This window comes from Pannus brasiliensis CCIBt3594, from assembly GCF_036688125.1.
Lineage (GTDB): Bacteria > Cyanobacteriota > Cyanobacteriia > Cyanobacteriales > Microcystaceae > Pannus > Pannus brasiliensis.
This window is the reverse complement of the sequence record NZ_JBAFSM010000097.1, coordinates 1-7398: the sequence shown is the minus strand read 5'-3', so window position 1 is coordinate 7398 and position 7398 is coordinate 1. Positions and strand designations below refer to the sequence as shown.

Here is a 7398-nt window from a genome sequence, read left to right as displayed (position 1 = left end):
GGAAGAACCATCCCTCGATTCCCTTCGTGTCGAGGTGGTAGCCGGGGAGATCGATTTTCCAGTCCGTCGCGGGGGGGATCGGCCCGCGCCCGCGTTCCTTCCACGCGCCGGGGTACTGCCAGCCGGGAGCGCCGGACGTGGCGGTGTAGATGCTCTTCCCGAACTCTCCCCCCGATAGGCGAAATTCCCCCTCTAGGAGTCGGTGCGATCGGGCGAGCTTCATCGTGAATCGGGCGGTGACGACGGGAGACACGTCGAGGGTGACGTGATCTTTGAAGACATACCATCTGGATCGCCCGCGGAAGAGGGAAGTAAAGATAATTTCCCAGTGACTCCCGACATCGCGCGCCGCGACATTATCGATCGACTCCCCAGCCGCGAGAGGCACTTTCTCGAATCCGGGAGGGAGAGAGGCCGATAGGCTGTCGATCGGGTGCGATTTTAGGAGGGTTGAAACTCTGGCGGTTAATTTCATGTCGGCTACGCGGCTGTCGGGGACGCGAGGAAATATCCGGACGGGATAGTTTTATCGCCCTGCCCCCAGGGGAGAGCGGCGATCCATTGCTTCTTGTTATTGACGTTGGTGGTGACGATTTCCTCGTCCAACTCGAACGCGGCGGTAAAGACGTTGTAGTATTTCTTGTCGTAAGCCCTGCCCGGTGCCATATTGATGATCGGCGCGTTGCGGTCGTCAACGTTCGCGGCGAAAGTCACATCGCCGAACATCTCCCACAGTGCCAGGAGGTTCCGATAGGTTTCTTGTTCGAGGGTGAGAACGTCCGAGGGTAGCCAGATGGTTCTCTGTTGACTCGTGATCGTGGCCATATAGCTATAAGAATCCGATAAACCATCTCGACTCTACCGAGATTCTTTCTATCCCTCAACTACAGAAAATGAATATTTCCTGTAGCTTTAAAAAAAGTTGTAATCCTTATGGAATAAGGATTTTATACTAAAAGAGCGAGAGAATCAACGGGAAAGCTACAGGAAAAAATATTGTTTTTTACTTTTTCTGTAGGTAGTAAAGGGTATAAAAAATGTCACAAAAGTTAGGGCAGGCCGCCGTTCTTTCCGCGGAACAATGGGCGAGACTAGAAAAGTACGCTAACCCAACCCATCGGTTAATATGGGCGCTCTGTCGGTTTACCGCGGCGCGGATATCGGAGGCGCTACGGCTAACGGTGGGGGATGTTTACCGAGACCCGGCGAAACGGGAACACTTCCCCGAGATCGTCTACCCGCGGGAGATTCGCAAGGGGAGAGACAAGAATCACCCCGTCCCCGTATCTAGCGCGTTAAGCATCTACCTAAAGGCTTATACTCCATCTCTAGCGTCGGATGACTGGTTATTTCCGGGGCAAAAGGGGAATCATTTAAGCTACGAGGCGGCCATTAAATACCTGCAATCGTGCCGGAATAAGGCCGGACTGCACAACCTGAAGATCTCCACTCACTCGGGCCGGCGCTCGTGCTTGACCGAACTGGCGAGGAACGGAACCAACATCCGAGTTATCCAATCGATCAGCGGCCATGCGAGCCTATCCAATTTACAGCGATACATCGAGGTTGACCCGAAACAGAAGATAAACGCGCTAGAAGGGATATTTAGTTAATTACTGATAATTACTGGTAATCACTGGTAATTATTAAAAATTTCCCCCGAAAGGGAAATTATTAGAAATTACTGGAAATTATTGGAAATTATTGGAAATTATTGGAAATTTACCCCAAAAGAGGGATGGGGTGTTTCTCGTTTCGGCTTTAGTCTTCCTCGCATTTCGGATCGCCAGTTCTCACGGCCGCTAGAAATTCTTCCTCGTCCTTAACGGTTAACTTAGAGCAATACCCGTGAACCGTCACGTTCGTTTCTCCCGTTCGTTCGAGTTCTTCCGCGTATTTAATCGCGTCGATCTCTCGGTAGAAATATCCAAACGACTTCCTGGCAGTAAAAACCATGTATTTCCATTCGGTAATAGAGTAAGAACGACCATTCACTATAATCATCGTGTTTTTCTCCTGTTAACTAGCTTTTCTCTCGAAAATCAATAGAATCTCGCTCGCGGGAAGTCCCGCGGCGATCATTTCCCCGATCGAGTCCGCGAGCGATCGAGCGGTAGCATCCGTGACTGGCCCGATATGTTTCCAGCGCTTCCGCCCTCCCTCGCGGTAGCCGTACCGGTAATATTCCGCCTCTCCCTTGCAGTAGGTGCCGATCGAGCCGGTACCGGAAGCCGTACCGGGCGATCGCTTCCCTCCCGCGGCCGGGGGAGAGACTTTTTCGCCGGAGGGGATACGGGTGGGGAAGCTTTCGGGAGGTGAATAGCCGACGATCGGGCCGGGGGGAGGGGAGAGAACGCCGCGACGGATTAGCTCCGCCTCGATAATCTCCCGTAGCGCGAGAAGTCGGATCGTGGTCGCTTCCAGCACGTCGATCGCTTCCCCCGTTCTGGACGGGTCGGGACTATCCCCCGTCGTGCCGCTGTCCGCGCCGGGGGAGGGGTCGATCGAGGTTTCGTCGAGGGATATCCCTTCACACCCTATCTCCGACCACGGGATAGAATCGACGCGCTCGGGGAGATCGCGGGCGATCATCCTCCAAGTACGCCCTGGCTTTGCGAAAGGAGCGACCAAGCGATACAGGATGCCGTTCCCGATAATATCCTCGACCTCCCCGTATTCCTCCCCGATCCGAAGCAGATCGCCCGGTTTCCACTCGATCGCTTCCCCGTCTTCCCCTTCTATCCCTTCGGCGGGGATAGAATCGCCCGCGGGGGTTTTCCCTTCCGTTTCATCCCACGGGTCGGGAATCGGGGCGAGGGTTCGATCGCTTTCCTCCCGTTCTATCCCACCCGTGGGGATAGAATCGGAAGCTGTCGGGCGGCCGCCCGGTTCTATCCCTTCCGCGGGGGATAGAACGGATTCGATGTAATCCTGACCGTACCCCGCCGGACGGTAGTACCAATACCCCGCGCGGTTATCGTACCGGGCGGTAATAACGGGAACGGGGGTTTCCCGTCCGGGAGGGATCACCAGTTGACCGAGAGCGAATTTCGCCTCGGGGATGACGGGCGCGGGCGAGAGTTGGGATTCTTTCAACTGGCGAGCGCGTCCGAAGCGTGTGTTCGCCGGCGATATCCGATACCACCACTCGCTACCATTCCAGTGTTTCGAGTAGACCCGATACTCGTGTCCGTTGTAGAGAACTCTGTCCGAACAATCAAATTTCGCGGCCGGTACCTCGCCGGCGATCGGCTCATCGAGGAGCGATCGATCGACCGTTTCCCCTTCTATCCCACCCGTGGGGATAGAATCATCCTCTCGATCGCTTTCCTCCCCTTCTAGCCCGTCAGAGAGGGCGATTCCGTCCTCTCGATCGCTCTCCCCTTCTATCCCATCGTCGGGGATAGAATCGCCGGGGCGATCGCTTTCCTCCCCTTCTATCCCCTCCTCGATGAGAGAATCGGTCGGATCGTCCACGTGGGATAATTGCCGTTCGCGAAACCATCCCCCGCCCGTTCCCGAAACCTGATAGAACCATTCCTCGTAAGTGTCCGACCAACGCGGCAGGAGGATCGTCCTCTCCCCTTTCCACCCCGCGACGATCACCTGCTCCCCTAACACGAATCCGGGGTCTTTCCAACCCCCTGGCGGGACGGAATCCCCCGTGGGAGCGATCGAATCATCTTCTATCCCTTCGTCGGGGATAGAATCGGAAGCTGTCGGGTGGCCGTCCCCTTCTATCCCACCCGTGGGGATAGAATCGTCGGGGCGATCGCTCTCTCCTTCTATCCCGTCAGAGGGGATAGAATCGCCGGGAGTTCGATCGCCTTCCCCCGTCCCGATAATGTTCGGAGTTCCCTCGCTAATGTTCGGAGTCTCCCCCGAATGTTCGGAGGTAATCGTCTCGCCCTCCCCTTCTCCCCCTTCTATCCCACCCGTGGGGATAGAATCGCCGGGGGTTCGATCGCTCTCTCCCCCTCCCCCTTCTATCCCATCGTCGGGGATAGAAGATTCGGGGATAGAATCGCCCTCTTTCCCTTCTATCCACGGGTCGGGGATAGAAGCCTCGACGAGTGCCACTTCCTCCCCTTCTATCCCACCGTCGGGGATAGAATCGGGCGCGGGGGCGATCGAAGCATCTTCTATCCCCACGTCGGGAACGGGATAGAACTTTGTCACGTTCTTTCGGAGAACCCCGTCGCGGAATCCTTTCGGCAGATATTTACTAGGCGGGAAATCGCAGATAAGCGAGACCGGGTGAACCTCGACGACGGTAAGAATCTCGCCCCGATACGCTACCTTATCGCCCGGCGCGAACTCCGGATCGGGAGGGGGCGGGGCGCTGGTGGTGTCGGTGGTGTCGGGGCGCTCGTCGATGACACCGGCCCGATCGCTCCCACCCGGCGCGTCTAGCGGGATCTCCAGTTGTCCGTCGATAGAAGCTAACTCGGTAACGGGGACGTTGATTTTCTGGAAGGACTGGGTGAGGATCATTGCCTTTTTCGTCCAGACCTTTAGAACCGTGGCGGGAGCGCCGGCGTACATCACTCGATCGTTGGCTTTCAGCATATTGGTAGATGGGGTGGGGGACTGATAGCGAAGAAAATCGGGAGTCAGGAGTCAGGAGTCGGGAGTCAGCGCGTTATATAAGAGAGCGGAATATTGTGGCGGTCGGTGAGCTATTCAGCGAGCGGAACTTAAAACAACAGTAAGTAGGGGGGTTCCCCGGGAACCGGCGGGATTACCCCGGATCGCCCGGAGTTCTCCCGACCCGGCCGGAGTTCCCCGGAGTTTTCATCGATCGCTCGATCGGGGAACGGGCGATCGGGGGGGTTAGGGGGAGGGGGAGTCGTCCGGAATCTCTTTCGTGTCTAGCCCGAATTCGGAGAGTAGAGTTTTAGGCGAACATCCGAGCGCGGCACACATTCGGGCGAAAACCTCGATAGTAGGCGAGGACTTGCCAGAAATGTAGTATCTCATCGCCCGCGGGGTTACTTTTACGGTTCGGGCGAGCGATGTCTGCGTGTGACCCTTGCGAGCGATAAACGTTTTCAAGGTGGTAACTCTGATCTGTTCTTCGTTCATAATAACAAAATTAGGAAAGATATTTCCTTGACATCGAGGCGAAAAGGAAATATATTTCCCATAGGACTAAACAACATCCCTACCCCCCGCGGGACGACAGGCAAGCGGCCATAGAGGGGGGAGGGCTGTTAAAAGTCTACAGATGCCGTCTACCGCCGGAGGATACCGCCTATCGCCGATCGCTGAAGTTCTCCAAAAGTGTCTAAAAACCATGTTTAAGGACAGCCCCTCGGCTGTCTTCCATCGGAATTCTCTCTTGTTCTCCGAACAGCGCGGGGAACCCTTCAATTTCCCCGCTTTCCCCTTCCGATCCGGCTTCCTGACGCGATCACCATTCGAGGAAAAACCCATGACCCCCGAAGAACGCATCGAACAACTAGAACGGGAACTGGAGACCGCCCGCGCCGAAAACGCCGCGCTCCGGCGGAAACTCGCCCGAGCGAAAGACGCGTCTCCCGTCGAGCGTCCCAGCTTCAAACGCGTTAAACAGATGGCCTCCCTCGCCTGTTGCATTCTGGAGCGGGTGGGAGGAAAAGTACAGGCGAGAATGGGCGATAAAGTCCGAATATTCAAAAAGCTTCGGGACGCGTGGGAGTTCTTCCTACAGGAAGAATGGGACTTATCCGACCTATTCCCGCCCCCGAAACCGAAACCGACCCCGAAACCGGTAGAGAAACCCCGCTGTAAATTCTGCGAGGCACAAATTTACTGGAGTCAGGATTTCATGGGCAAATTCCGCCCCTACGACGGGCCGGGGAAACGGCATCAATGCGCCGAATATTACCGAGCCAACGGGAAACCCATCCCGATACTCCTACAGGAAACCGTCCCCTTTTAAACGGAAAAGCTTTCGCGGGGAAAACCATCACATAAACTATTTGCCCTTAGAGTTCCCCGCTTTCCTCTTCAGACACGGCTTAATGCCGCGATCACCTCTTACCCTTCGCCGCGGGGCGATCGCCCCGCTTTATTGCCCATGCCCGATCCGGAACTTAAGCAAGCCATTCTATCCCACGGGATAGAAGCGACGATCGAAACGATATTTGAGCTACTCGTCAGCGAGGAGAGCCTCGAAAATCTCGCGCCCGAGACAAGAACCCTTCTCGCCGCCGGGTTTCACAACCTACTGGTGATCTATTGTCGAGATCTCGCCGGGTCGGTGACGATCGGGAGTCTCCAATGACCGAACCGACCACCAACAAAATACTCGACGATCTCCTAAGCGAGATTAAACCCTACGCGAGCGATTTAGGACTTTACGCGCTAACGATCGGGCAAGCTCTTTCCCTATCGATGCAATGCGCCGTTCGCGCGAGAGATACGGAGAAAGAAAGTCAATCCAAACTCTCAAAATGGTTACTCTCTCAAGTTGTCCAAAACCAACCGGAGATAAAGCCCATTATCGAAAAGTACGAACAGTTACTCTCACAAGTGGAGGATAGCCCGAAATGACCGATTTCGCCGCCTTCTGCCAAGAATACGGAGAGATGAAAATCCCCCTATCTCTCACCCTAGATCAGATTACCGAGATTATCGGTACTTTCAACACGCTCGATCAGCTTTGTTACGGGGATGATACCAATAAAACCGCATTTCTCGAACTTCGCGAGACCCTTGAAAATCAAGTCTCCCGAACCCTTCCGCGATTCCGAACCCTACTCGATCGGGAGATGGAGATGGAAATGGCGGAACCCGAGAAAAAAGCGGAGAGCGCGCCCGAACCCCCCCGTCAGTTCATCCCGATCGAGGGAACCCCGGCGGTAGACGTGAAAGCGTTTCTCGACAAATACAAGTCTCGCCCGATCGAGCTAAAAATCGATTACGCGGACGTGTTCAACCTACTGGTCTCCCTGAACCGTGACGTGACATTCACCTGTCAGGACGACCTAGAAAAAGCCACCCTACTGGTTTTACGCGAAGCTCTGCTCTCGCAAACCGTCCGACAGTTTCCGGAGTGCTACTCGGTTCATTTCAAGCCTATCTCGCCCGTGGGAGGGGGAAACGATGTCAACTAACGAGATAACGAGTCTTTCCTATCCCGATGACGTTCGTTGTCCGAATTGCGGGTCTGTTCGGTTAGCCTACCGCGGGCAATATTTCTACGGGGATGACCAAGACCCGGAAGATGGTTACGCGGGATTCGCCTGCGAAAGCTGTGGTCACATTTTCGACACTTCCGAACTGGAAGACCAACCCAAAAAATAGAGAGGGTGAAACTCCCTCTCGCTACTGCGAAGCTTGCAATTATGACCGAAATTATAACACGAATTCCCCCCGCTTACTTCATCCCGATCGAGCGAGACGGGGACGAAC

Annotated in this window: 12 protein-coding genes; 7 read left to right on the top strand and 5 right to left on the bottom strand. The window is 55.2% G+C overall.

Translation table 11 applies throughout. From position 1 onward, the window contains the following. On the bottom strand, positions 1–475 hold a 475-nt coding region (locus V0288_RS24670; RefSeq protein ID WP_332867857.1), incomplete at its 3' end, for a hypothetical protein. Between the two features lie 5 nt (positions 476–480). Then, positions 481–825 (bottom strand): hypothetical protein, encoded by a 345-nt coding sequence (locus tag V0288_RS24665; protein ID WP_332863968.1) that lies wholly within the window; start codon positions 823–825, stop codon positions 481–483. Positions 826–1037: 212 nt separating this feature from the next. Here V0288_RS24665 and V0288_RS24660 point away from each other — a divergent pair, with 212 nt between their 5' ends. Then, positions 1038–1613 (top strand): tyrosine-type recombinase/integrase, encoded by a 576-nt coding sequence (locus V0288_RS24660; protein WP_332863969.1) that lies wholly within the window; start codon positions 1038–1040, stop codon positions 1611–1613. A gap of 148 nt (positions 1614–1761) precedes the next feature. Here the strand turns inward: V0288_RS24660 and V0288_RS24655 are convergent, their stop codons facing one another. Together V0288_RS24655 and V0288_RS24650 are read right to left on the bottom strand one after the other, a co-directional pair. Next, a complete protein-coding gene (locus V0288_RS24655; protein WP_332863970.1) occupies positions 1762–2004 on the bottom strand; it encodes a hypothetical protein in 243 nt (80 codons plus the stop codon). Positions 2005–2019: 15 nt separating this feature from the next. Next, entirely contained in the window at positions 2020–4569 is a 2550-nt protein-coding gene (locus V0288_RS24650; RefSeq protein ID WP_332867856.1) for a hypothetical protein, read from the bottom strand. An 8-nt stretch (positions 4570–4577) separates the two neighbouring features. Here V0288_RS24650 and V0288_RS24645 point away from each other — a divergent pair, with 8 nt between their 5' ends. Further along, positions 4578–4712 (top strand): hypothetical protein, encoded by a 135-nt coding sequence (locus V0288_RS24645; protein ID WP_332863972.1) that lies wholly within the window; start codon positions 4578–4580, stop codon positions 4710–4712. Positions 4713–4833: 121 nt separating this feature from the next. Here V0288_RS24645 and V0288_RS25230 read toward each other — a convergent pair whose 3' ends face one another. Then, the gene (locus tag V0288_RS25230) at positions 4834–5085 is read right to left on the bottom strand and encodes a helix-turn-helix domain-containing protein (RefSeq protein ID WP_422662073.1); all 252 of its coding nucleotides are present in this window, start codon (positions 5083–5085) and stop codon (positions 4834–4836) included. A gap of 349 nt (positions 5086–5434) precedes the next feature. Here V0288_RS25230 and V0288_RS24640 point away from each other — a divergent pair, with 349 nt between their 5' ends. From V0288_RS24640 to V0288_RS24620, 5 genes are all read left to right on the top strand, one after another. After that, positions 5435–5923 carry a hypothetical protein gene (locus tag V0288_RS24640; protein WP_332867855.1) on the top strand — a complete coding sequence of 163 codons (489 nt, stop codon included), beginning with the start codon at positions 5435–5437 and terminating at the stop codon, positions 5921–5923. A 138-nt stretch (positions 5924–6061) separates the two neighbouring features. Continuing rightward, positions 6062–6268: a hypothetical protein gene (locus V0288_RS24635; RefSeq protein WP_332867854.1), complete on the top strand. Its 207-nt coding sequence runs from the start codon at positions 6062–6064 to the stop codon at positions 6266–6268. Next, entirely contained in the window at positions 6265–6537 is a 273-nt protein-coding gene (locus V0288_RS24630) for a hypothetical protein (RefSeq protein WP_332867853.1), read from the top strand. Before V0288_RS24635 ends, V0288_RS24630 begins: the two co-directional genes overlap by 4 nt. Next, entirely contained in the window at positions 6534–7100 is a 567-nt protein-coding gene (locus V0288_RS24625) for a hypothetical protein (RefSeq protein ID WP_332867852.1), read from the top strand. The genes V0288_RS24630 and V0288_RS24625 overlap by 4 nt, the downstream gene beginning before the upstream one ends. Further along, positions 7090–7290: a hypothetical protein gene (locus V0288_RS24620; RefSeq protein ID WP_332867851.1), complete on the top strand. Its 201-nt coding sequence runs from the start codon at positions 7090–7092 to the stop codon at positions 7288–7290. The genes V0288_RS24625 and V0288_RS24620 overlap by 11 nt, the downstream gene beginning before the upstream one ends. The last annotated feature ends 108 nt before the right edge of the window (positions 7291–7398 follow it).